The sequence below is a fragment of the Desulfovibrio sp. genome (assembly GCF_034006445.1).
Lineage (GTDB): Bacteria > Desulfobacterota > Desulfovibrionia > Desulfovibrionales > Desulfovibrionaceae > Desulfovibrio.
On sequence record NZ_JAVESS010000002.1, the window covers coordinates 20,853 to 45,319 of the forward strand.

The following is a 24,467-nucleotide window of genomic DNA, read 5'->3' on the forward strand; positions in this document are numbered from 1 at the left end:
CACCGGACTGGCAATGATGCTACGCCAGGCTGCGGGACAGGCCCCACAGAGACTTACTGGGCAAGGCTTGCCGCGTCCTCAAGGCTGCAGTGCATGGTTTCGGGAGCCATTTTATAACTGACCACAAAGCCTACAAGTGTTATTGCGGCGGCAACCAGCATAGTTGCGCCTATACCGATGCGCACAAGAGCCAGCGGTACGAGGTAGGTGCCTACGGCGGCTCCAATTCTGCTGAGCGACGAGGCCAGCCCCACTGCGGAGGCACGAATTTCAGTGGGGAAAAGCTCGTTGGGATAAATGAACTGCAAAATCTGCGATCCGCCGGTCGTCAGGGCATAAGCTGCGAAAAGCAGAAGAATGACATACTGTGTGCTATTGGCGAATAGGCCGAGCAGGAGAAGGGCCAGGCTGGTCCAGAAAAAACTTTGCAGCAACAGGGCGCGCCGTCCAATTTTATTGACAAGAGACAAGGCAAAGACGGTACCCAGCATAAAAAGAATGGTAATGGCCACAGAACCCATATTGCTGAGGTCGCCGGTAAGGCCCAGCGCCGTCAATATCTTGGGACTGAAGGCGTATACGGCGAACAGGGGTACGATGGTACAGGTCCAGAATACAGAGACAAAGATCATGCGGGTTCCGTAACCGGCCCGGAACAAAGCGGTTATACCTACCGGCTTGGGCTCTGTGGTAATGGACTCAAGCTCTTGCATGCTGACATCCTGTCCGTATACCTGCTTGAGAACAGCCTTGGCTTCCAGATAGCGCCCTTTACGGCGCAGCCAGCGTGGGGATTCCGGCGTATTACGCCGCAGAAAAATAAAGATTGCTGTGGGCAGGGCTGCACTGGCCAGCATCCAGCGCCAGGCGTCAGGTCCCATGTGCAATAATATGCCTCCAACAATGTAACCTATTGCTGCCCCAACAAACCACATGACGTTCAGCATGCCGGTGAGAGGCCCACGATATTTTTTAGGCGCGAACTCCGCAAGCAGTGCTGTGGCAATGGGATAGTCCGCCCCCACGGCGATGCCCAGAAAAAGACGGCAAAAAAACAGGCTTTCCGCGCTTTCCACCCAAAATTGGGCCAGAGAAAAAACGCCTATGGCCACAAGATCGAGAGTGTACAATACCTGTCTGCCGAACTTGTCTGTAAACCACCCGCCCACAAATCCGCCAAGAAAAATACCGATAAGAGCTGATGCCCCTATCATGCCCTCCCAGAATAAGGAGAGCCCCAGATATGGAGTAGCCTGCACAAGGGCTATGCCAATGATGCTCAGCACATAACCATCAAGAAGAGGCCCACCCGAAGAATATATGGCCAAACGCTTATGAAAATTGTTTAGCGGCGCATTATCGAACATTTCTACCAATGATGTACAACTCATTGTATCCCCCCAGATACGCAACAGTGTTACTTAGTACAAGTTAATTATCAATTAAGTACCCCTATATAAAAATTCATTTCTGCATCTTGCAGTACATCTGACAATATTGGGGCAGTGGCCCAAGCTTTTAGGCCAGAGAGTCGCATTAGCCCCCAAAGAAGGCCACTGCCCCAAAGGTTATTAGAGCATTTTCACATTGAGAATACCCATTCTCGCGCTAGCCGTTGCCCGCTCCTGCGGGCTTGCCTGAACCGTTGGCGGGAACCGCCTTACGGGGCAGGACAGCCCTGCAGGCAACGGCTGAAGCTGCGCCGTCTGCTCACGAAGCCGCCAGAGCAATTTCAAAATGAAATTGCTCTAGAACTCAACAATGGCGTCAAGTTCCAGCAGGGCTCCCTCGGCGATGCGGCTCACTTCCACTGTGGCGCGGGCCGGCTTGTGATCGCCCATATACTTCGCGTACGCACGGTTGAAGCTGGCAAAATCATCCCAGTTGGCGAGATAGACAGTGGTTTTGACCACGTTCTTCAGACCTAGGTCCACAGTGTCCAGAAGTGAAACCAGGTTCTTCATGGTCTGTGCCGTCTGCTCCTCAATGTTGGCCCCCACCAGAGCTCCGGAAATGGGATCAAAGGGTACCTGGCCGGACACGTACAGCATGTTGCCGCTTCTGACCGCGTGGGAATAGGGCCCGCAGGGTACCGGCCCCTTTTTGTCGTTCACGAATTCCATACTACTTCTTCCTTTTTTAGGCTGTAATATTTATGGCCTTTTGCCTGCCCGCTATTTCTGGTTCTGGGGGTGCAGCACGATTCTGGCGTCAACCAAGGCAATACCATTTTCCGTGGCAAATACGGGATTCAAATCCACCTCCGCCACGTCCTTCAGTTCCGCAACCATGTGGGACAGCTTGCTCACAGCTTCCACCAGAGCTGGAATATCCGTGCCAGCCTTACCGCGAACGCCGGTAAGAAGCGGGAATCCTTTTATTTCTCTAATCATTCTTTCAGCTTCAGGAGCGTTCACCGGCGCTACGCGGAAAGACACGTCCTTGAGCACTTCCACAAAGATGCCGCCAAGTCCGAACATGACCGTCGGGCCGAAAGTGGTATCGTAGCTGCTGCCGATGATGCACTCTACGCCCGCCGGGAGCATGGGCGTAAGCATGACGCCAAAAATATCGGCGCAATTATTATAGTTGAGCCCGTTGGCCACGAGCTGTTCATATGCCTTGCGGGCCGCGTCCTCGGAGTCCACATGCAGGATGACTCCTCCTGCGTCGGTTTTGTGCAGAATGTCGGGCGAGACTATCTTCATGACAACTTTGTCCGCACCAAGCCGTGTGAACATGCTTGCCGCCTCGTCCGCACTGGCCGCCAGCAGGTGGGGCGGCAGGTCAAAGCCATAAGCGCGCAGCACTTCACGGGCTTCGGTCTCCACAAGGTTTATCCTGTGCTGCGCGCGCACCTTGTCGAAAATGGCTTTCACGGCCGCATGACGGTCTTCGGGCAGGCGCGGGGGCGCTGCGGCCAGTTCCTCGCGTATCTTTTCCTGCCGGGCGTTGAAGCCCACAAGCGCGCCCATGGCCCGCATGGCCGCATCAATTGAAGCATAGACAGGAAAGCCGTGTTCCATGAGATAGGTCAGGCTTTCGGGCCGCTGCGCCTGGTAGATGGAATGCATGACCACCGGCTTGTCGGACGCTATCGCGCGCTGCGCCAGGCTTTTGGCCACATCCATTTCCAGTTGGCGGAATTCCTCCGACAGGTCACAGTAGCCGCCGTAAAGTCCCACGATAACCAGCCCGTCTACCTCGGGATCGTCCAGCAGCACCTCGGCGCAGCGGTCGAAAACCCACATGTCGCCTTCAGGCGTACCCGCAAGATCCACAGGGTTCCTGATGGGGCAATGGGGCTTGAGAATGGCGCGCAGCTTGCTCTGGGTCGCTTCGGACAGCACAAATGCGTCCAGGCCGAACTGTTCCGCAGTATCCGTCGCCATGACGCCATGCCCCCCACCGTCGGTGAGAATGGCTATGCGGTTGCCTTTTGGCGTTTTGCAGCGTGAAAACGCTTCCCCCACATCAAGCAGCTCATTGGGGGTGTTCAGCCGGATGATGCCGGCCTGATTCAGGGCAGCGTCAAAAATTTTCTCGCTGCCGGCCAGTGAGCCTGTATGGGAAGCGGCTGCTCTGGCCCCCGCTTCGCTACGGCCGATCTTGATGGCGGCTACAGGCTTTTTCAGGGCCGTCTGACGAGCCTTTTCAACAAACCGCCGTCCATCGTCCACGGATGAAACACGCAGCCCTTCCATATACATGAGCACAACGCGCGTGGCTTCGTCCTGCCCCAGATACTCCACAAAGTCCGCAAAGCGCAGGTCGATCTGGTTGCCGATGGTCGCCCATCCGCTATAGCCGAGGCCGCGCGACTTGGCATTGAAGTTGATGTCAATGCCGAAGTTGCCGCTTTGCAGCACAAGGCCCATATGCCCTTTTTCCAGATCAATGATGCTGGCATTGAGGCTTACAGGCGCGCTGAACATGCCCATGCAGTTGGGCCCCATGATGCGCATGCCGCTTTTGGCTGCAATGGCGAGCATCTGCTGCTCCAGCGCCTTGCCTTCAGGGCCGGTTTCGCCAAAGCCGGTGGACACGACAATGACGGCCTTCACGCCCTTGTCCGCACATTCCTGAAGTACAGGCAGAATATGCTTGGGGGCTATGCCCACAATGGCCAGGTCCACAGGGCCGGGAACGTCCGAAATGCTGGCATAGGGTTTATACCCCAAAATATCATCAGCCGCTGTTCTTGATATGAGGTACAGTTGGCCGGTAAACTTGTTGTCTATGAGGCTCTTGGCTGTCCAATAACCATACTTTCTGGTGTCTGACGAAGCCCCGATAAGGGCTACGCTCTTGGGCCTAAAAAGAGGAGTCAGGTCTGACATAAACAGATACCTCGGATATGCTACTGGTTCGCCTCAATGACGCCGATGGCGACATCAGGGCAGACAATGCGGCAAATATTGCACTTTACGCACTTTTCGGGCGCGACCTGAACTACAAAGGCGTAGCCTTGCTGGTTGAGTTCGGAGCCTATGCCAAGAGTCTCCTTGGGGCAGGCGGCAACGCACAAGCCGCAGGATTTGCAACGAGCGCCTTCAATCAGGTGCAGCTTCGAATTCTTGTTCATTTGCACGCCTCCTTCTCCACTGCCGTAATGCCCAAATTCAGGGCCTGCAGGTTTACCTCCAGCAGGGCTGCCTTTTTCTTGCCAAGAAGATCCGTCAGGGCGGCGCTGACGGCATCGGCGCTCAACATGCCGGTTTTGGCCACAATCGCACCCAGCATGATAATGTTGGCCACGCGCACGTTGCCCATTTCCTGCGCCATTTCTGACACGGGCAGGGGAACCTGTTTCACTTCCGGGCGCACAAGCTGTTTTTTGATCAAAGAACTGTTCACAAACAGCGTGCCCCCTTCCTTGGCGGTTTCCAGGGCCGACTGGTAGATGCTTTCGCTCATGGCCACGGCGACGTCGGCGTCCGCTTCCACAATGGGATTGCCGATGGGTTCGTCAGAGACGATGACATAGCCGGTGGAGTCGCCACCACGCTGTTCAATGCCATAGGTCTGCGTCATGACCACCTGCTTTTTATCCTTGATGCCGGCAAGACAGGTCAGCTTGGCCATCAGAGCGGCGCCCTGCCCGCCGGAGCCGGAAAATGCGCACTTATACTTCACGGTTTTGCTCCAGTTCGTTTTTAAAAACCTGAGGTTGGAAGTAGCCGAGGGCCTCTTTGGCGGACCATGCATACGAGTCCAGAACCTTCATCTTGAGGCCGGTGGGACAAGGCACGATGACTTCAACAAAGGAGAAGCCCAGCCCCTTGGCCTGACACTCAAAGGCGTTGCGTATGCTCTTTGCGGCCTTGTTGATGCTTTTGGCGTCAACAACACTTTCTCTGGCAAGATACGCCACGCCCTTCATGGCCCGCATAAGTTCCGGCACCAACAGAGGATACCCCTGCGTATGTACGTCGCGTCCCTTGGCGGTGGTGGAAGTGACCTGCCCGGCAATGGTCGTGGGCGACATCTGGCCGCCAGTCATGCCAAAGAGGGAATTGTTGACCATGATGCAGGTAATGGGGACGCCGCGATTGGCGGCATGCAGCAGTTCCGCCAGGCCAATGGCGCTCATGTCGCCGTCGCCCTGATAGGTATAGACAATATTGTCCGGCATGCCCGTCTTGTAGCCGACGGCAACGGCCGGAGAGCGCCCGTGCATGGCCTCGATGGCGTCTATCTCCATGTAGTGGTGGGAAAAACCGCCGCAGCCGATACCCACCACGGAAACGGTCTTTTCCCTGATGCCCATTGCTTCGATGGTTTCCGCCACCAGCCGGGTGACAATGCCATGCCCGCAGCCGGGGCAGTAGCTGAAGAGTTTGTCGAATTTCAGCGTCTTGCCGTAGTAGTCTGCCAGTGTCTGCATGTTATTCTCCCTCAAGCAGTTTGCCGACTTCGCGGTTCATGTCCGCCAGTGTGCACATGGGGATGTCGCCGCCGGTCTTGCCCAGAAAATGCACAGGAACCTGCCCGTTCACGGCCAGACGCACATCGTCGATCATCTGGCCGTGGTTCATTTCCACCACCAGAATGGACTTGACCGAAGCGGGAAGTTTTTCAAAAGCTTTGTCCGGGAAAGGCCAGAGCGTTATGGGGCGGATGTAGCCCACACGCTTTCCCTTGGCGCGGCAGCTTTCCACCAGATCCTTGCACATGCGGCCGTGGATACCGAAGGCCACAACCAGCACTTCGGCGTCTTCCACCTGCTCCTGCTCCCACATCTGTTCCTTTTCCTTGATGAGCGCGTATTTTTTGCGCAGGCGCTCGTTCATTTCATACCCTTGAGCATGGGAATAGCTGCCCGTGAGCAGGAAACGCTTGGAGTGCTCGCCGGTACCAGTAAACCGCCACTCGGAGGTGTCAAAATCGGCGCTGTAGTCATGCGGTTCATCAAAGGTGGTGGATTCGGTCATCTGGCAGGTTACACCGTCCACCACGAACAGCACGGGGGTACGGTAGGTGTAGGCCAGCTTGATGCCGTGGGGCATAAGGTCGTAGATTTCCTGTCCGCAGGAAGGGGCAAGAACGATGACCCGGTAATCGCCGTGGCCGCCGCCGCGCGTGGCTTGATAATAGTTGCTTTGCGCGCCGACGATATCACCGTCGCCAGGGCCTACGCGCATGGCGTCCAGCAGTATGCAGGGCAGCTCTCCTCCGGCCATGAAGGATATGGTTTCCTGCATGAGGGTCATGCCTGGACCAGACGTTGATGTGGCCCCAATCTTGCCGGTACAGGCATAGCCAGCCAGGGCGTTGACCACGGCCAATTCGCTTTCCATCTGCACCATGCGCCCGCCGTATTCCGGCAACTTGGTGGAAGAATACCGCATAACGTCTGTAGCTGGCGTGATGGGGTAGGCGAAGTGGCAACGAACACCGCACCGAATCATGCTTTCGGCGAAGGTTTCCGTATTTTTCAGGAACAGTGTTTCTTTCATCCTGAGTCCTCACAGGGATTAATGGCTTTGAGATAAATGATGCGACCACTTAGTACCGAATTACGGTATGTCGTTCCGAATACTTGTTATTTTTTTCCTCTTGCCGACAAAAAGTCTCTGTCGGCAAGAGGTTGCGGAGGATTAAGGAAGCAAGTCCGCCAAGCGGAGTAGATCCGCGTTTCCTTAAATTTCACCCCGAGCCGTAGCCGTTTCCCACAACAGGCGGCATTCTGCGCCTACCGTGCGGAACGGTTCGGGCGGCAGCCGATTGGGCTTCTTGTCGTTCTTGAGGTATTCGAGCACATCGCTTTGCATGTTATTGGCCCACTCTGCGTGATAGGTACCCATGGTGAAAGCCTTGATGATGCCCGCGCCTTCACCCACGCCCGAGTAAAAAATGTTGCCCTTGCGGCCAAAGACGGGTTTGGCATTCATGGTCAAGTGGATCATGCCGCCCCAGACGTACTCAAAGTTTACATGCTTGTGATTGGGAAAACGGTTATTAAATGCCTTGCGCAGCATGCGGCGCGACCGGCGGATACGCTCGGGGGAGCTGGTGAGCCAGGTGGCATACATGAGTCCGTTGCGCACAAGCAGCCTGTTGTCGTGGGTAAACCGCACCGTAGTGCCTGCGGAGTGGGCCGCTGTTACGCCCCAGGGTTTCACATCCTTGCCGAGAGCCTCCAGTTCCGCCTCGTCCAGTTGCCGTGAAAGCGCACCAAAGGAAATGATGGGGCAAAACTCGTTTTTGGACAGGCCGAATTGCTCAAGGAAGGAACTGACAGGAACCACCACGGCCTTGCAGCGTATCTTTCTGCCGTTGAGCAGCACCACCTTGGGTTCTCTCTCGTCTTCGACGCGCAGGACAGGAGTTTCTTCAAAAAGATGCACGTTGGGCGGCAGCACGGTACACATGCCGCGCAGCACATCAGCAGGGTTGACCAGCGCCGAGCCGGGATTGAACAGCGCCTTTTTGTAATATCTGGTGCCCAGCCTCCGTGAAAGCTCCTCATGCTCGACATACTGGTAGGGAACGCCCACGTCATCCAGATCCTTGGCCTCATGATCGAGAAACTTGAAGGCGCTGCGCTCGTTGGCGGCCAGGTATTTGCCGCAGTCGTCCCAATCAACCTTCAGGCCGTGATCCTTGATGATTTTGCGCATTTTGTTCTGAGAGGCCACATTCAGACGAACGCACCACTTTTTATCCTCAAGGGTGGATTCGTCGCCGCCAAAGGCGTGCGGCACATCAATAAGAAAGCCCGCATTCTTGCCACTGTCGTTGGTACCCACCCGGATAGCTTCGAAAATGGCTATCTTTGCGCCGGGGTTAAGCTCGGCAAACCGCCAGGCCGCGCCAAATCCACCGTAACCGCAGCCAACAATAACAAAATCGTAGCTGTCCAGTATTTCCTCCGGAGAGTTAAACTGGTGTTTTTTGTAGGATGACGTTTCAAACCAGCCAGAAACTCCAGTCTCTGCCGGAAAAATTTTTACGTCGCTCATTGGTACTCTCCTCGCCTCTATTTCTTCAAAATTTTTGAGATGCTCTGTTCCACAATACCAAATCGATGTTCGCCACAAGGGATGCGTCATACGTGCAGGTCAGCTTCTCAGGGCGACCATAGGCACGGGTACGCCATCCACTGTGGGAGTGTCCCCCATAAACTTTTCAGAAGTTTCAGGCGCCCACATATGGCAGACCACGCCGCCCAAAAACAAGGTGGCAATACAGCCGCCGAGGGAGGCCGCTATACCAAACTGTTCGGAAATAATCGGCAGCAGAAACGTTCCGCCGGCTGCTCCTATACGACTGATGGCTATGGTGAGGCCCACGCCCGAGCCGCGCAGTTCCGTGGGGAACAGCTCGGGGGGATAGGCAAATTCCAATGTGATGGAAATTGCCAGCACCAGAGCAAAAGCCGCTACGAAAACCAGGGCTATATGGGGCGGCATGCCCTGCCAGACAGTGAGAACCAACAGCAGCGCAGCCCCGCCGTAAAAGGTTCCCAACAGAAAGGCGCGGCGGGAAATCCTGCTGATAAGCCATGTACCAACAAGCACGCCTATCATGGTGAAAGCATTATACAGTACGCCAGTGGCATAGGGATTTTCAATCTTCAATTCTGTCAATACCATCGGCAAGAAGATGCTGATGGCGAAGAATGGCAATACCTGACAGGCAAAAAACACCCCGGATACTATGGTATTGAAAAGAAGAGGTTTGCGGAACAGGCGTACCCAGGAAGTAGAAGCTTTTTTTCCTACTGCTGATGGCAAGCCGTAGCCTTCGCCCAGATGCTGCCTGATAATGACCAATGCCTCCTGGGTTCTGCCTTTGCCAGCCAGCCAACCCGGCGATTCAGGCGTACCAAGGCGCACCAGCATGGTAATTGTGCCAAGCACCGCCGACGAAGCAAGAATCCAGTTCCAACTCACATTTCCCAAGCTTTGCAGCCCGACGCCGACGCAATAGGCCAGAACATAGCCAACGGTCCATGCGACAAGGAGCCATGCCAGGATGTTGCCGCGACTTTTTCGGGGCGTCCATTCACTGAGCAGGGCTATGCCCACCGCATAGTCCGCCCCAACGGCCATGCCCAGCAGAAAACGCACGATAGCCAGAGTCAACGGTTCATTAATCAAAAGTTGGGCCAGAGAAATGATTACGGATATCAGCATAAGCACGCAGAACAGGAACTTGCGGCCTATGCGGTCGGCCAGGGAACCCATAAGCAAACTGCCGAAAAGAATGCCCAGCAGTGAGCCTGCTCCGATGAGTCCCATCCAGAAGCTGGTCAGCCCCAGTGGTTTTGCCGCGTAGCTTAATGCTATGCCCACGATGCCCAAGATGTAGCCATCACATATCTGCCCCAGAAAGGCTCCTGCCGCAATTTTTCGGTGCAGCGGCGAAAAGGGAGCGTCTTCAAAACTTGTAAGGCCCTGGTGATTCTCTGCCATACCCCTCTCCTGAATAACTCGTTTAAAAGGGCAACTGCCGAAACTTTACGACAGTCAACAAGCTGACCTGGATAATGCGGCGGCGCATACACAATTGCAGAAACCGACCTGAGGCTTGGAATGGCTTGCAAGCAAGGCCATCTTCAGCTACACTTCTTTATACCGAATTGCGGTATGCTGTTCCGTTTTATGAAAACTATCGCTAATCAAAAATGCTGTCAAGAATGTTTGCAAATTTTTTACGGTCCGCCGTCACGCTTTCAGACGTGCGCCTCGGTTGCCGGTTCCGGGCGCGCTGGCAGCGCTACCCGTTTCAGGAGGGCATATGCGGCTTGAGGGCTACATGCTGATCACCAGGGACATTGATGTTTCAAGGGACTTCTATTGCAGGGTCATGCAGGCAGAAGTGCTGATGGATATGGGCAACCATGTCGTGTTCAGCGAAGGTTTTTCACTTCTGCTCGAGGCCGACTGGAGTCGATTTGCCGGCGTTGCCACGGCAGATCTGGCCTATCGGCATCTATCGGGACAACTGGTTTTTGAAGTGGACGACATCCGGGCTTTTCTACGCAGGCTGGGCGCCTTTCCGGAGGTGCGCATGCTGCACAAGGTGCGCGAACATCCTTGGGGCCGGTGGGCGGTACGGTTTTATGATCCTGACGGCCATGTCATCGAGGTGGGGGAAAGCATGAAGGTTGTTATCAAGCGTTTTTTGCGCCAGGGGCTATCCGTGGAAGAAACGGCCAGGCGGTCCGAATTTCCCGAAAGTTATGTTCGTAGCTGTCTGGAAAAGATGGGCAATGAGACCGGCGCGCTCTAGAAGGCCGCTTTCTTTGCAATGTCGGCGCAGCACCGTTGCCTGTCGCTTGTGCGCGCTTACGGCTTCACCCCCCTGACGAGCCACTACAATATGCAAAAATTAAAGTGGGATACAGATTTCGGCATCCAATCGATTTTGCTTAAAAGCCACTGGCAAAACATATCAAGGAGACAATATGCGACTTCATCCGGTAGGATTCAGCCACCTTGGACAGGTCAATGCCGACGGCATCCGCTACGTCTGGCAACTTCGCGACAATGCTCCCTATATTGAGAGCGCCGCGTTCAGGGCCAGGGCCAAGATTCCCACTTCTGATGCGGACAGCCATATCTCGGCCTATACCACATCGGTGAGCGGGGGTTGCGCCCTTACCGCAGCCAAAGTGCCGTGCAGGTTTTGTCGTACTGGCAATACATTGCGCTTTTCCGGCCACTTGAGCGCAAAAGAAATAGCCCTGCAAAACGTCTTCATGGTCCTGTCCGACATGGAGCAGATCGGGCAGGCGGCAGCGGACAATCCCCGCGAATTCGCCTATATGGGGCAGGGAGAACCGGGCTATTCATACCCTCAACTGCGCGAAGCCATACGCATCACCAACAAGGCCATGTCTGCCCTGGGGCAGAAAGTGCACCGTCACCTTCTGGCTACCTGCGGTGTTACGGAAATGATTGACGCCTTTATGTCAGACCTGGAAAATGACTACTTCAACGGCACAAGGGTGACTTTTCACTATTCTCTGCATGCCGCTAGCGATCGGGGCTCCGTGATGCCAATAGAAAATATCTATAGTTACCGTGAAGTTATACAAAGATTTCCCCGCCTTTACGAGCTTACGGGAGAAAAATCCTGCGTGGGCGTTTTACTGTTCAAAAACTACTGCAACGGCAGTTCAACTAAAAGCCATTGCACGGACATGAAGGAAATAGAAACCATTGCCTCGGAGCTTGATCCTACCATATGCCGCATCAGTCTGTGCGAATTCAATCCCTGTGATTCGGTGGGAACCAACGGCGAAATCAGCCCGGAAGAAGCAGCTGAACTGACCACCATGCTTGAAGACAAGGGGTTTGAGGTTAAGCTCTTTGCCTCGTTCGGCAGGCAGGAAAATACCGCCTGTGGCCTTTTGGGCGGCACCATGCCGGACATCAATACCGATGACCATATCCTTGCCCGATAATACTACAGGGCATTATCCGTAATTGACGCAGCAGCATGCTGAAATTTTTGCGTAAGCGTCCGCAATGAAACGCTCTGGCGGGAAAAAACATGAACAGCGAAGAAGTCAGTGGAGTTCTGGCCTTTATAAAAAAAGCGGAGGGCCTGAAAAACACGCTCCGCCACTCCTTCACATCAAACAGCAGGCAGGAAAGTGCCGCGGAGCACAGTTGGCGTCTGTGCCTCTTTGTCATGGCCTGCGCCCCGTGGTTCAGAAACCTGGATTGCGAAAAGCTGCTCCGCCTTGCAGTTGTTCATGATCTTGCTGAGGCGGTTTGTGGCGACACTCCAGCCATTTGCAGAGAAAACAAAGAACTTAAGGCCGTCCGTGAGCGGGCGGCCTTGGCTGAAATTTGCAGCACATTGCCCGAAGGATTGCAAAAAGAGATGCTCTCAACCTGGGAAGAATATGAGAGTGCCAGTACAGACGAAGCGAAGCTGGTGAAGGGGTTGGATAAACTGGAAACGCTCATACAACACAATCAGGGACGCAATCCGATAAATTTTGATTATAAATTCAATCTCGCCTATGGGAAGGAGCTAACAGATGCGGATGATACATTGACTCTCTTTAGAAAAAATATTGACGAAGAAACGAAGGAAAAGATTAATAATAAAACATCTGACTATTGATCTGCCTGACCTTACCCCACTGTGTATACCAGTTGTAAGTTAGCGATTCCCAATGGGTTGCAGGTTGTACTCTTTTCACGGAATTCTTCCGGCGTTAGCCAGCCCAATGTGCTTGCGGTCGCCGCTGGTTGTAATCCTGTCGCCAGGTCTCAACCGTTCTTCGGGCATCATACAGGGACAGAAACACGTTCTGATTTAAACACTCATCCCGAAATTTTCCGTTAAAGCTTTCAATGTGCCCATTGTCCGTGGGCTTCCCCGGACGAGTGAACTCTATCTGTACTCCATGCTCAAAAGCCCAAGCGTCCAAGGCCTTACCGCTAAATTCTGGACCGTTATCAACCTTGATACGTTGCGGTAACCTTCCTTGGAGGCGTAGTTTTTCAAGGACGCGCACAACTCGAGCTCCAGGCAACGACATATCCACTTCGAGCACCGGGCTTGAACGATCCCACAGATCAGCAATTGTCAAAATCCGGATGCGTCGCCCTCCCATAAGGGAGTCGCTTACAAAATCCATCGCCCATTGTTCATCTGGGCCATCAGGGCCAGCCTGGACAATACGGGCATGGCTTGGACGCTTCACGCGTTTGCGGGTACGCAACGAAAGGTTTTCTTCCTGGTAAATCCTTTCTGTCCGCTTGTGGTTCTGCACCAACCCGTCCCGGCGCAACAACTCATGTAGGCGTGGAGAACCGAAACGCCGCCGATCTTCCGCCAGTTCCAGCATCCGCGTCCGTAAAAGAAGATCACGGTCTTCAGATGGTGATCGCCTGGCTGCACAGCGGTTAAACTGAATCACTCGGCAAGCCCGCCGCTCTGAGTAGCCATGCGCAGTCTGAATGTGCTGCACGGTTGCCCTATTAGCTGCGGGCTTCAAAAGTTTTTTGAGATCACATCCTTCAGGACGACAACATCAAGAGCCTGCTCGCCTACGAGTCTTTTCAGTCGGGCGTTCTCATCTTCCAACTGGCGCAACCGCTTTGCATCAGAGATGTTCATCCCACCGAACTTGCTACGCCATTTGTAAAAAGTCGCATCCGAAATGCCATTCTGACGGCACAGATCGACAACGCGCACTCCAGCCTCGGCTCGCCGCAAGATCGCTATAATTTGTTCTTCGGTGAATCTGCTACGTTTCATTCTTGTGCTCCTATGTCAGGAACACCAACTTTTCAATGGCATACTTCTCGGGGGGAGGGTCAATCCAGCATGATGAAAGATGCTCCATTTGAACTTAATCCATATCCATCAGGAGCGTATTATGTTGATGCAGAAGTCGTATCCGCAGGAACAAATAGAATAGAAGTAATTGATATAAAACCAATAAATTATGATAATGATGAAAAAACAATAAAAATAAAACTTGTTTTCACAGTGAGCGGATGGATTGAAGGGCCATTTTCATTCAGTATATATGACAAAGAAGATAACCAATATTATCCTATAGGCGACAGCAGTGAGTCACAGGATATTGATTTAGAATGTGAAGTGTTCGCCGAGTTTTTTTATGATGATGACACATGGACGATGGATGAATTTAGCGTCAATCTGGATAGAGAAGTCATTTAATTTATAGATGTTGAACCTGACTTTGACCAAGAATAACCCATTGGCTTTGGAGAGACGATGCCCATTCACTTTTAACGAATAATTCTCATGTAAGCAGTAGGATGATGACTGATGCCACTTTGAAAAACATCATCGTCTGGAATTACTCGTTCCGGGTCATAAATCACAAATAGCACAGCTCTGTTATTTACATCATATTTTGTAAGGTCGGCAGCAATTTGCTCAGTAATCTTTGAAGGAGTCTGTCCTTTTTTTACATATTTTAACTCAATAAATGTTCCGGTGCGTTCATCGCTGAAGTCAGGCTTGGATAGGGAAAAAGACCAAGCAACATAAGGAAATTCCCGTTGAATATCCTCCTCGGCGCTGGCAAGAATTGCGCTGCATATGTCCTGAAGATGGGTTTCGTTTTTTGGTTTTTCACTTCTACAGGCTAGTGGAATCGCCTTGGATAGTATGTTGCCTATATTCTCAGTAAATAGTTTCGAACTTTCTTGTGTGTGCGCGCCAGAGAGGACAAAACTCATCAATGAATTGGGCTGCAAGTCTCCAGAAGCAATGACTGATTTGTTTTGAATTATTTGTTGTTCAAGCACATCAACAACTGTTGCAGCATGGCGCTTATGCATATCTATCAAAGGACGTATAGAGTTATAACCGTCAAGTGCGTCTGCCGCATCGTTAATAAACGAACCATATATTAAGTCAAATTCTTCTTCTGACATCTTATTTATTTCATTTGCGAAGCGCATATAAGATACAGCGACACCCTTGTCGTAAGTATTTTTTACCTGATCGACCTTGCGTTCACCCAAAAATACGTCAGTTACATAGTCAAAGCTCGTGTCTATAGATTTATGTGAAAGAACAGCAATTCTTCTGTCTATACACTGACTACACACGCCACAATGTTTCTGTACGGAAGATGCCATGATAGTTCTTGTGCATGAAGAAGATAGGTGAATAAGGTCTTTGGCCTTACTTTCCAAAGTTATCCCGACAACTTCTTTTTTTGTAAAGAATATATAGGGATTTTGAAAGCTTATCGGTTCTTGGCAGCATAAATTGAAAAATTCCTGAAAAAGTTTGAGCGCAAGCGGATGTGTTGTGCGAGTTGCACGAGAGCGCAGCACTTCATCGGTAAGAGGCAAGTTTAGGCTTACAATCCCATTCTCATAAAAATTAACTTCTCGAACCCCGAGTATCTCCGCGACAACTACGGCAAGGGAAGAATATAGAAATGAACGACTCCGTTGAGTATATTCATGGTAGCGCGCTGATTTTTTATTGATCCAAACAGGCACATGCATGAATGTTCCAGAATATATCTTTCCAAGTTCATCAATTAACTTTTTTTGGCGCGCATTCATGGTAGAGACAGAGCGATGGCTCACTAGAGCAACAGGAATTCCAGCAGAAATATTTTCAATTGCCCCAGCAAGCGAATCCAATCCCCCAGAAAATAGAATTACCTTTTCTACTTTGGGTAATGCCGTGATACTTTCACCAAGAAAATATTGATACTGTCTTGAAGATGCCGTTTTAGGGAAAAATTCAAATAAAAACTTTCCATTAACCAAAAAGGTAAGCAATTTTTGAAGAGCCGTTTTTACAGCTTCTGTATTCCAGAACTCAAAGTCATAAACGGGAATTACAAAATGGAAGTCGCGTTCCCATCCATCGTCAGTATCCTCTCCCGTCCATTTTTTATCCGTACGCAGCACAAGAGCATCAGCAGTATAGATAAAAGATGCAATTTCAATTAAATCGTACTGACGACTTGAGATATGCTGCCTTAATCTAGAGTCTAAATTTTCAATGACGATATTGACATTGCGGTTGGCGGCACCCGGATCAGAGACTATTTCTTTTGTAACACGCCCTGCGCATAAAGGAGTCTCTTGCGCTCCGTTGCAAAGAAAACTTACAGCCCGGCTCATTGTTTGCCTCGCTGTGTCTTTGCTTCGGAACTCATTTTCCTAAATGCTAAGGATAGATAAGATTTTACGCTTTGAGGAGTGAGGTCTTTCTCATAAAAAACCTTTTTCGCAAACCAAGTTCCGCTCAAATCTCTTACGATATATGAACTTTCATTCCAGTGTTTTTGATTTTCAGCGTTAAAATGAGATAGCTGATTAATGTTTTGTATACATTCTCTACCAACGCTATAGTTTGAGACCCTGCTCAGAAAAAAGTTGACATAAGAGTATGTGTAGTTGGCGATGAATCTTTGACCAAACTCGGCGAATCCATTCTTGCTGGCGAGCTTTTTAAGTTCATTACCAGAGCCGCTACCGTCAAGAGATAATTGCTTTTGGGCCGTTGCCTCCAAGATTGACTTAGAGATAGACCTTAGTGCTATTTCTGACTTATCGGAGCTAATACAATTTTCGACAAAAAATGAACGCACTCTAGAGTGTACTTCAAAAGCAAATTCTCGCGAATCAGCCATCTTATTTATGTCGATATAATATTCACCTGACTCTACTTTGGTGGCAATAGCTTCAAGAATTTTTGCTACAATAAATATCGCATTATAAACGCCCGTATCATTTGAGGCTTCAATCAGTCCCTTTTCTGTCGCAAGTATGGAGTCGTTGGCAATAGAGGCAATGTCCTCTTTCGACAAGCGTTGAGCTTCATCGCCAGAAGAGTTCAAAAGCTCTATGATTTTTTCCCAAGATTTAGACTTGGGTATGCGGCCAATTCTAGTGTGTCCCATGCGTACTCTGCTGTATTACTGGTGCAAAGTGAAACTGCTACTTTTTCCATAATCATAAATATATTTCTATATTTGCAGGTTTTCTTTGCGATTACAATACCTATATAGGCGTTCTCGGCTCTCCACACAATGCCCCATAACCGGCCAATACAGTCCAGCGAAACCTACTCCAACTCTTTTAATTTATAGGTATTTATGTAGGCATTGACAAATTCATTCCATCAGATAATATTGCATTCTAGATACTTACTTACACCTACACATCCCCTTGGGGACGCCAATGAAAATCATGCTCTTATGAGGAATCGTAAGAGCTTTTTCGTTGTGGGATAAATCTGCCCCAGGCTTTGTAGTATACCCTTTTTTTGTGGCCAAAGCCAAACTGGGGTTTTCATACATAACCATAAGGTTTCACCGTAAAATTCATGATTAAGTTTTGCCCGAGTTTGGAAGGAATACGGTGCGGGGCAAAATAAAACTTGCCTGCCCACTAGACAACCGGTCTACTATGACCTATTTGTGCCCCATGAAAACGATAACACCAGCTGCCGAAGTTCGGCGCCATATTCTCGAAACCGGGCAGGCCATCATGAGCGGCAAGGGGTTTTCGGCCGTTGGCTTGACCGAAATTCTGACCGCAGCTGGTGTGCCCAAGGGCTCCTTCTACTATTATTTCAAATCCAAGGATGCCTTTGGGGAAGCCCTGCTTGAGCAGTATTTTGCTGACTACATGGCAGAACTCACAGAACTGCTGGAAGAACCAGGACAAAACGGCGCGCAGCGCCTGATGGCCTACTGGGAAAAATGGCTCAAGACTCAGGCGGGCTGCGACTCCCAGGGCAAATGCCTGGCGGTCAAGCTTGGAGCCGAAGTTGCGGATTTGTCCGAAGCCATGCGTAGTGCGCTGCGGATTGGCACCGCGCAAATTATGCAGCGCCTGGCCAAAGCAATAGAAGACGCGCGCGCTGATGGCTCTCTGGCTGTTGAGGGCGATGCCCTTTTCTTGTCCGAGGTTCTGTACCAGCTGTGGCTGGGGGCGAGTCTTCTTGAAAAAATTACCAGAAATGGTGAATCCCTGAAAACCGCCATGGCTGCAACGCACCGTATTCTCAATATTCCCCCCCAAAAATAAGGTGGTTATTGCACAGCATGGCGTTGCCAATGGGTAAATCTGGTTCTATTTTATAGTCGACCGGTCTAATATAAAGTACGTCACATCAGCCAATAAAAAAGGGAGCCCATTATGAACGATTTCACCTTTTACAACCCCACCCGTATCGTGTTCGGTAAAAACACCACCGCGCAACTGGATGCACTTGTCCCCGCTAAAGCCCGTGTGCTCGTTCTGTACGGTGGGGAAAGCGCACGCAAAAACGGCACGTTGGATGAGGTGCGAGCGGCCCTTGGCGACCGTAATGTTCAGGAGTTTGGCGGCATAGAGCCCAACCCGTCCTTTGAAACCCTGATGCGAGCCGTTGAGCAGATCAAGCGCGAAAAAAATGACTTCCTGATTGCCGTTGGGGGTGGATCGGTTATTGACGGCACAAAATTCATTGCCGCAGCCGCCTGCTTTGAGGGCGACCCCTGGTCTATTATGGAAGCGCATGGCTCCAACGTTACCCAGGCCCTACCCTTCGCCAGCGTGCTGACCTTGCCGGCTACCGGTTCGGAAATGAACAACGGAGCAGTGATAACCCGTAGCGCAACGCAGACCAAACTGCCCTTCATGAGTCCTCATGTCTTTCCGCAATTTTCCATACTTGATCCTACCAAGACCTTTACCTTGCCTGAAAAACAACTTGCCAACGGCGTTGTTGATGCCTTTGTCCACGTTGTTGAACAGTATCTGACCTATCCGGTCGATGCCCGCGTTCAGGACAGATTTTCCGAAGGGCTGCTGCAAACCCTGACCGAGATCGGCCCGAAGCTCATGACAGACAAGCAAGACTACGACCTTTGCGCCAACTTGATGTGGACGGCGACCCTGGCGCTCAACGGACTGATCGGGGCGGGTGTTCCCCAGGACTGGTCAACCCACATGATCGGCCATGAACTGACCGCTCGTTACGGCATCGATCACGCGCGTACCCTGGCCATTGTGCTGCCGGCCAACCTGCAGGTCCGAAGAGCCGCGAAACGCGAAAAACTGCTGCAATACGCCGCCCGTGTCTGGAACATCACCAATGGAAACGAAGAAGAACGGATTGACGCCGCCATCGCAAAGACGCGGACGTTTTTTGAAAGCCTCGGCTTGCCGACCACTCTGTCCGCATACGGCCTTGGCCAGCAGGATATTGACGCCATTGTCGGGCAGCTTGCAGCGCACGGCATGACGGCGCTTGGCGAAAAGAGCGACATCACCCCCGAGATCAGTCGGCGCATACTGGAAGCCAGCCTTTAATCCTGCATGGCTGAAGCATTCATTAACAGCAACACACTATCCAACAATGCTGGAGAAAGTCATGGCTTACGCAACAACCAATCCCTACACCGGCGAAGTGCTGAAAACTTTTCCTGACGAGACTGACAGCCAGGTGGATCAGGCGCTTGATGACGCCCACAATGCCTTTCTTTTATGGAAAGACACCCCCTCTTCCAAGCGCAAGGCCATTTTACAGCGTGCGGCTGACCTGTTGCGCGAGCGGGCTAGCGACTATGCCCGCCTGCTGACGTTGGAAATGGGAAAAATTACAGCTGAAGGGCTGGCCGAAGTGGAAATATCCGCCGGTATTTTTGAATATTACGCGAACAATATGGAAGAGTTGCTGGCCCCGGTAGCGTTGAGCGTCGCGCACCCTTACGAGGGCAAGCCGACCCTGGTGTACGAACCGCTTGGCATCATTCTGGCCATCGAACCCTGGAACTTCCCCATCTACCAGGTCGCCCGCATTCTGGCTCCGCAACTGGCCGCAGGAAACACCATGCTGCTGAAGCACGCCTCTAATGTGCCGCAAAGCGCCGCCGCCTTTGACCAGTTGATGCACGACGCTGGCCTGCCTGACGGGGCTTTCCGGAATCTTTTCGCCACACGGCAGCAAGTTGAAAAGATCATCAACGACCCGCGAGTCCATGGTGTGGCTCTGACCGGTTCCGAAGGGGCCGGGGCTATAATCGCGGCTCAGGCCAGCAAGGCCTTGAAAAAATCCACAATGGAGCTTGGCGGCTCTGACGCCTTTGTGGTGCTTGCTGACGCAGAACTCGACAAAACTGTAAACTGGGCCGTATTCGGGCGTCACTGGAACGCCGGCCAGGTGTGCGTCTCTTCCAAGCGGATGATTGTGGTGGATGAGGTGTATGATGCCTTTCTAAGCCGTTACATCGAAGGCGTGGCCCAGCTGAAAGCGGGCGATCCTTTTGATCCATCCACGACGCTGGCACCATTGTCCTCACAAGCGGCGGCCGATGAAATCCGGGCCAAGATCCGTGAGGCCGTGTCCCACGGTGCAACTGCCACCGAAGTGGGGCCAAGGGTTCCGTCGCAGGGCGCTTTTGTGCAGCCGACCATCCTCAGTAATTTGACTCCGGACAATCCGGCCTATTATTGGGAATTTTTCGGCCCGGTTACCATGATTTTTCGGGCAAAAAACGAAGAGGAAGCTATTCAAATCGCCAATGACTCGCCGTACGGGCTGGGCGGTTCGGTATTTACGGCCGACCCCCTGCACGGCGCTGCAGTCGCCAAGCGCATTTCCACAGGCATGGTGTTTGTCAACCATCCCACATCCCCCAAAGCGGACCTTCCTTTCGGAGGCATCCGCCGCTCCGGCTATGGGCGTGAACTGACGGACCTTGGCATAAAGGAGTTCGTCAACCACAAGCTGATTTGCATCGTTGATATAGATGCACCATTTATCTAGGCACTAGCGGACATTAAGGGCTGTCTCCAAAAACTTCCTGGAGACAGCCCCATCTGCCAATGGGGCGAAACCAAAAACCAGGGAGCTCTATTCCCGCCTGAAAGGGACACAGAGCGGGCCTTTTATATTTGGATTTTCCACATGCGTACATCTTTCGCCCCTCGAGCATCAGCAGTATGATTGGAACAGCGTGCAAGATCTCTTGCATGACGCCAAAAAATTTAACACCACAATATTCAAAGGAAAATACTATGCCAGCTTTTCTTGTAGACACCCACCACTGTAAAAAAGACGGCATTTGCGTCAGTGTTTGCCCTGCCGCTGCGTTGCGCCTGAACGATGACAAACTCCCTGAAAACACTCCGGAAGGGGCGGCGCGATGCATTTCCTGTGGTCAGTGCATTGCCTTTTGCCCTCATGGGGCCTGTTCGCTGGAGGGTGTCGCCGCTGCAGATACGCCTGCGCCAAATTTCGCCAAAAGGCCGCCCGAAGATCAACTTACGGCTTTTTTGCTGAGCCGACGCTCCATACGTCAATACCGTAAAGAGCCCGTCCCCCAATCCACAATTGACGCGATTATGGATGGAGTGCGTTATGCGCCCAGTGCGGCAAATACGCAGCCATTACGATGGATATTGATTAACTCCCGTGAAAACCTCAAAAAAGTCGGCGATCTTGTAGCCCAGGGTATGGAAACCCTGGCCCCTGATGATGCCCATCTTCGCTCCACAGTCACAGCATGGCGCTCTGGTACGGATGTCTATTTTCGGGGCGCTCCCCAGATGATGATTGCCGTGGCCCCGAAGGAATGGTCATGGGGAAGGGAAGATGGCGCTGTGGCCCTCACCTATTTTGAATTGCATGCCCTGGCCCATGGGGTTGGCTGCTGCTGGGCGGGTTATTTTACCTCTATAGGCGCGAAATACGCCCCCCTCCAAAATTTTCTCGGTGTGGAAGAGCATGAGGTGATTGTGGGAGGGCAGTTTTTCGGCATCTCCAAGCTGCGGCCACATGCCCTGCCCCCCAGAAAAGAAATAAACCTCACCATACGGTGAAATAAGACCTTACCCGATGATCACAGGGCTTAGCCCTGGAGGTCGATTTTGAAAAAAGGCTGCATGAACGTGCAGCCTTTTTCGTTTTCAAAAATGGAGTCCGAAGCATGTTCTCCATGCTGTGCCAGTTGGGCAGTCGGGATGCGTGGTGTGTTCGTCCTTGATTGCGATGAACCACTTAACTGATTTCCAGTAACACGCCAGTTTCGTTAAGGTAGTTTGCTCTCAGCAAGAAATAAAAATGCAATGCCCAACCTGAGACAGTGAAAGTACAGCTCGCAGTATGCCTGAAGGATTTCAGGGGCGCGTTAGTGGGAGTAACTCCCAGGTTGATACAAAAACATCTCATTAGCCCGTTAAAACAACAAATTTGTATCACCTGAAAACCATCAACTTTAAAAAAATAATATATTTAGCAGTGTTAAGTTTAAATCCAGCATGGCATTGTTTTTGCTGTTTATAAGTTCAAACAAACATGTGGAGGATTGCCATGTCCCGTATTTCGATCAATTGGCGCAAAGCACTTGGCTGCTGCGCCGCAATTTTATGCCTCGCCACTTCCGTACAGGCCCGCGAGACCGTCAAGGTTGGTTTTGTGGGTCCCCTTACCGGCGGCGTGAGCGCCATTGGCGTTGGCGGGCGCAATTCCGCAGAATTGGCCGTCAAGCAACGCAACGAAGACCCCGACCGCAAATTCGACTACCTCTTTGTATCCTACGACGATGAATGCAAGCCCAACATCGGCATTCAGGTGGCTACAAAGCTGGCCTCGGATCGCAAGGTTGCGGCTGCCGTAACCCACTACTGCTCTGCCGTGGCTCTGGGCACGGTGGATATCTACCACCGCTTCCATATGCCTGCGGTGGTTTGGGGCGCGGTACACCCCGGCATTACCTACGGCAACGACTACAAGGAAATTTTCCGCACGCCCGGCACCATGATCAACCAGAACCAGGTGGCAGCCAAGTTCATGACCGACCAGGGTTATAAAACCTTTGCAATCATCCACGACATCACCGATTACGGCAAATCCCACAAAGACTACTTTACCCAGTTCATCACCGAACAGGGTGGCAAGGTTATAGAAACCTTTGGGGTTACCCCTGATCAGCAGGATTTCACAGCAGAGCTGACCAAGATCAAGTCTCTGCACCCCGACGTGATCTACTTTGGCGGCCTTGTGCCCGTGGGTGTGCGCGTGCGCTCGCAGATGGAAAAACTCGGCCTTGACGCCCAGTTTGAGGGCGTCTCGGGCATCAAGTCTGACGCCTTTGTGACCGGCGTGGGCAGCGAGGTGGCCGAGGGCAGCCTGAGCTTTATTGAAGGTACCCCGCTTGAAAAGCTGCCCGGTGGCGAAGCCTTTTTGCAGAGCTACAAGGACCACGGCTACGCCGAATCGCCCGAAGCCTACGGCCCCTTTGCCTACGCCAGCATGAAGCTTGTTCTGGATTCCATTGAAAGCACTGGCCCCGACCGTGAAAAAATCACCGAAGCGCTGAGCGCAGTTAAAGGCGCGGATACCCTGGTGGGCAAGGTGACCTTTGACGACCACGGCCAGAACATTGAGCCCGCTGTCAGTACATTTGTGGTTCAGGACGGCCAGTGGGTTTTCTGGAGCGATAGCGATTATGCCTCCGGCAAGCGCCAGCTCAGGTACCCCAACAAGTAAACCACACGTTTCGGGCATACCGTCCGGCGAGATCCTCTCGCCGGACGGAGACAAAGACCAGCAAGGCAAGGATTTCCCGCATGGACATGTCACTTCTCATTCAATTCGTCATCAATGGCCTTATGCTGGGTATGATGTACGCATTGGTCGCCGTGGGATTCACCATTTTTTTCGGCGTACTTGATGTCATTATTTTTTCCCACGGCGACACGGTGATGCTGGGCGGTTTTTCCGGCCTCGCCGTGTATATGTATCTGCAGCACATGTTTCCGGGGCTTGCTCCGGGCTGGTCGCTGCTCTGGGTGGCGCTTACGGCGCTGACCAGTATGGCCCTGCTGGGCATGTTGCTGGCCAGCACCATGATCATGCGTCTACGCGCGGCCCCCGCGCTCAACACGCTGCTGGCTACCATGATGCTGGGCACAGTGCTGCGCGAATCCATACGTTTATTTTTTCCCAACGGCTCAAACCCCCAGCCTTTTCCGCATCTTTTGCCCGACTGGTCACTGAATTACGGGCAGCTTTCTCTGCGGTTTGACAATCTGGTGCTGTTCAGCGCCGGTGCGGCGGCGGTGGTGCTGATACACCTGCTCATCTCGCGCACACGGCTGGGCATGGCCATCCGCGCCGTGGCGCAGGACAGCGAAGCCGCGCAGCTTATGGGCGTAAATTTTTCGCTGGTGGTGCTGACCGCTTTTGCTCTTGGCTGTGGCGTTGCCGCGCTGGCAGGCATCATGAACGGCATCTACTACAATGAGATCAACTTCAGCATGGGGCTGCTGCTGGGGGCCATCGGCTTTAGCGCGGCCGTCATCGGCGGTCTGGGCAATATTTACGGGGCCATCCTGGGCGGATTCATCTTTGCGTTTTTGCAGACCATCGGCGCTGTGGCCCTGCCATTTTCAAGCGCGTACAAAGATGTTTTTGCGTTCAGCGTCGTTATCGTGCTTATGGCCTGGAAGCCCACGGGCCTTCTTGCCGAAAAATCCAGCCAAAGGGTCTAG

Annotated in this window: 21 protein-coding genes and 1 pseudogene; 10 read left to right on the forward strand and 12 right to left on the reverse strand. The window is 52.3% G+C overall.

Annotated elements, in window-relative coordinates:
* Positions 1–53: 53 nt before the first annotated feature.
* The 9 genes from RBR41_RS02790 to RBR41_RS02830 all read right to left on the reverse strand — a co-directional run bounded on the left by RBR41_RS02790 (position 54) and on the right by RBR41_RS02830 (position 9,920).
* Positions 54–1,286 carry an MFS transporter gene (locus RBR41_RS02790; protein ID WP_320350864.1) on the reverse strand — a complete coding sequence of 411 codons (1,233 nt, stop codon included), beginning with the start codon at positions 1,284–1,286 and terminating at the stop codon, positions 54–56.
* A gap of 462 nt (positions 1,287–1,748) precedes the next feature.
* Positions 1,749–2,123 (reverse strand): Rid family detoxifying hydrolase, encoded by a 375-nt coding sequence (locus RBR41_RS02795; RefSeq protein ID WP_320350866.1) that lies wholly within the window; start codon positions 2,121–2,123, stop codon positions 1,749–1,751.
* A 51-nt stretch (positions 2,124–2,174) separates the two neighbouring features.
* Complete coding sequence (locus RBR41_RS02800; RefSeq protein ID WP_320350867.1) at positions 2,175–4,340, reverse strand: acetate--CoA ligase family protein; 2,166 nt, start codon at positions 4,338–4,340, stop codon at positions 2,175–2,177.
* 20 nt (positions 4,341–4,360) lie between these two features.
* A complete protein-coding gene (locus RBR41_RS02805) occupies positions 4,361–4,585 on the reverse strand; it encodes a 4Fe-4S dicluster domain-containing protein (RefSeq protein WP_320350868.1) in 225 nt (74 codons plus the stop codon).
* Positions 4,582–5,136 carry a 2-oxoacid:acceptor oxidoreductase family protein gene (locus RBR41_RS02810; RefSeq protein WP_320350869.1) on the reverse strand — a complete coding sequence of 185 codons (555 nt, stop codon included), beginning with the start codon at positions 5,134–5,136 and terminating at the stop codon, positions 4,582–4,584. The genes RBR41_RS02805 and RBR41_RS02810 overlap by 4 nt, the downstream gene beginning before the upstream one ends.
* Positions 5,126–5,887, reverse strand: coding sequence for a thiamine pyrophosphate-dependent enzyme (locus tag RBR41_RS02815; RefSeq protein ID WP_320350871.1), 762 nt, complete (start codon positions 5,885–5,887; stop codon positions 5,126–5,128). Before RBR41_RS02815 ends, RBR41_RS02810 begins: the two co-directional genes overlap by 11 nt.
* 1 nt (position 5,888) lies before the next feature.
* On the reverse strand, positions 5,889–6,959 hold the full coding sequence (gene vorB / locus RBR41_RS02820) for a 3-methyl-2-oxobutanoate dehydrogenase subunit VorB (RefSeq protein WP_320350873.1): 1,071 nt from the start codon (positions 6,957–6,959) through the stop codon (positions 5,889–5,891).
* 183 nt (positions 6,960–7,142) lie between these two features.
* On the reverse strand, positions 7,143–8,465 hold the full coding sequence (locus RBR41_RS02825; RefSeq protein WP_320350875.1) for an FAD-binding oxidoreductase: 1,323 nt from the start codon (positions 8,463–8,465) through the stop codon (positions 7,143–7,145).
* Positions 8,466–8,564: 99 nt separating this feature from the next.
* Positions 8,565–9,920 (reverse strand): MFS transporter, encoded by a 1,356-nt coding sequence (locus tag RBR41_RS02830; RefSeq protein ID WP_320350877.1) that lies wholly within the window; start codon positions 9,918–9,920, stop codon positions 8,565–8,567.
* Between the two features lie 325 nt (positions 9,921–10,245).
* Between RBR41_RS02830 and RBR41_RS02835 the strand changes: the two genes are divergently transcribed.
* From RBR41_RS02835 to RBR41_RS02845, 3 genes are all read left to right on the forward strand, one after another.
* Complete coding sequence (locus tag RBR41_RS02835; RefSeq protein WP_320350879.1) at positions 10,246–10,740, forward strand: VOC family protein; 495 nt, start codon at positions 10,246–10,248, stop codon at positions 10,738–10,740.
* Positions 10,741–10,915: 175 nt separating this feature from the next.
* Positions 10,916–11,917: a hypothetical protein gene (locus tag RBR41_RS02840; protein WP_320350881.1), complete on the forward strand. Its 1,002-nt coding sequence runs from the start codon at positions 10,916–10,918 to the stop codon at positions 11,915–11,917.
* Between the two features lie 89 nt (positions 11,918–12,006).
* A complete protein-coding gene (locus tag RBR41_RS02845; RefSeq protein ID WP_320350883.1) occupies positions 12,007–12,588 on the forward strand; it encodes an HD domain-containing protein in 582 nt (193 codons plus the stop codon).
* Between the two features lie 11 nt (positions 12,589–12,599).
* Here the strand turns inward: RBR41_RS02845 and RBR41_RS02850 are convergent.
* A pseudogene (locus RBR41_RS02850) lies at positions 12,600–13,731 on the reverse strand (IS3 family transposase).
* Positions 13,732–13,800: 69 nt separating this feature from the next.
* On the opposite strand from RBR41_RS02850, the gene RBR41_RS02855 reads away from it, so the two are divergent.
* Positions 13,801–14,160, forward strand: a complete 360-nt coding sequence (locus RBR41_RS02855) for a hypothetical protein (protein ID WP_320350884.1) — start codon at positions 13,801–13,803, stop codon at positions 14,158–14,160.
* Between the two features lie 71 nt (positions 14,161–14,231).
* Here RBR41_RS02855 and RBR41_RS02860 read toward each other — a convergent pair whose 3' ends face one another.
* A complete protein-coding gene (locus tag RBR41_RS02860) occupies positions 14,232–16,100 on the reverse strand; it encodes a hypothetical protein (RefSeq protein WP_320350885.1) in 1,869 nt (622 codons plus the stop codon).
* The gene (locus RBR41_RS02865) at positions 16,097–16,882 is read right to left on the reverse strand and encodes a hypothetical protein (protein WP_320350887.1); all 786 of its coding nucleotides are present in this window, start codon (positions 16,880–16,882) and stop codon (positions 16,097–16,099) included. Before RBR41_RS02865 ends, RBR41_RS02860 begins: the two co-directional genes overlap by 4 nt.
* 526 nt (positions 16,883–17,408) lie before the next feature.
* Between RBR41_RS02865 and RBR41_RS02870 the strand changes: the two genes are divergently transcribed.
* From RBR41_RS02870 to RBR41_RS02895, 6 genes are all read left to right on the forward strand, one after another.
* On the forward strand, positions 17,409–18,014 hold the full coding sequence (locus RBR41_RS02870) for a TetR/AcrR family transcriptional regulator (RefSeq protein WP_320350888.1): 606 nt from the start codon (positions 17,409–17,411) through the stop codon (positions 18,012–18,014).
* A 111-nt stretch (positions 18,015–18,125) separates the two neighbouring features.
* Complete coding sequence (locus tag RBR41_RS02875; RefSeq protein WP_320350890.1) at positions 18,126–19,283, forward strand: iron-containing alcohol dehydrogenase; 1,158 nt, start codon at positions 18,126–18,128, stop codon at positions 19,281–19,283.
* Between the two features lie 61 nt (positions 19,284–19,344).
* On the forward strand, positions 19,345–20,739 hold the full coding sequence (locus RBR41_RS02880) for an NAD-dependent succinate-semialdehyde dehydrogenase (RefSeq protein WP_320350891.1): 1,395 nt from the start codon (positions 19,345–19,347) through the stop codon (positions 20,737–20,739).
* Between the two features lie 206 nt (positions 20,740–20,945).
* Positions 20,946–21,794: a nitroreductase family protein gene (locus tag RBR41_RS02885; RefSeq protein ID WP_320350893.1), complete on the forward strand. Its 849-nt coding sequence runs from the start codon at positions 20,946–20,948 to the stop codon at positions 21,792–21,794.
* Between the two features lie 490 nt (positions 21,795–22,284).
* Positions 22,285–23,463 (forward strand): branched-chain amino acid ABC transporter substrate-binding protein, encoded by a 1,179-nt coding sequence (locus RBR41_RS02890; RefSeq protein ID WP_320350895.1) that lies wholly within the window; start codon positions 22,285–22,287, stop codon positions 23,461–23,463.
* Positions 23,464–23,543: 80 nt separating this feature from the next.
* On the forward strand, positions 23,544–24,467 hold the full coding sequence (locus RBR41_RS02895) for a branched-chain amino acid ABC transporter permease (RefSeq protein ID WP_320350897.1): 924 nt from the start codon (positions 23,544–23,546) through the stop codon (positions 24,465–24,467).